This window comes from Columbia Basin potato purple top phytoplasma (genome assembly GCF_028595955.1).
Lineage (GTDB): Bacteria > Bacillota_I > Bacilli_A > Acholeplasmatales > Acholeplasmataceae > Phytoplasma.
The window spans coordinates 1-792 of record NZ_JANHJP010000025.1; the positions used below are offsets into that span (position 1 = coordinate 1).

A 792-nucleotide genomic window follows, 5' to 3' on the forward strand; every position below is an offset into this window, starting at 1 on the left:
GCTTCCGAAATTGCTTCTATTACGGGGTTAGTGAGGTGTTCCAAAAGTTTAGACACTTTTTATTTTTTAAAAATTCTTCAAGACTAACTATTAAGTTAGTCTTTTTTTCTTTTCTAAGACTAAAAAAATAATTTCTTATCTTTTCTAAAAACGTTTTTAGAAAGGCATTAAATGTTAAGACAAGAATTATTTAAAGAATTTTTAAAAAACAAAAAGAATTTAGAAATTTGTAATCAATTAATCAAACTTCATTTACCATTAGTCAAAAAACTAGTTTATCAATTTAAATATTATCCTCGAGTTTTAACTAAAGAAGATTTATATCAAGAAGGAGTTTTAGGATTAATCAAAGCCCTCAATCATTACCAAGATTTAGGTTATGACTTTATCTCTTACGCTACTCCAACCATCAAATCGGAAATAAGAGAAATAATAAGAAAAAGTCATTCGCCTTCAATCCCCCAAAAAACACATAAAACTAATAATCTTTCTTTTCAAGAAGAAACATACGAACCTAATAAAATAAACAATCCTAATCCCCATCAATTATGGCTCAAACAAGTTAATCATGAAATTTTTTTAAAAAAAATGAAAGTTAAGTTAAGCAAAACCGAATTCAAAATTATCCATTTCAGTTTTGGTGTTCCTTTAGGGAATATCAACGAAGATTATCAAAGATGTTATAACAATGACGAAATCGCTGAAAAACTCAATTTATCTTTAAAACAAGTAGAAAATATTAAAAACATCGCTATCAAAAAATTAAAAAAATTATATAGAAAAGAGAAATAA

The 792-nt window shown here is 25.5% G+C and carries 1 protein-coding gene; it reads left to right on the top strand.

Features of this window, described 5'->3' with window-relative positions; genetic code table 11:
• Positions 1-171 precede the first annotated feature (171 nt).
• A complete protein-coding gene (locus M8044_RS02460) occupies positions 172-792 on the top strand; it encodes a sigma-70 family RNA polymerase sigma factor (RefSeq protein WP_273585465.1) in 621 nt (206 codons plus the stop codon).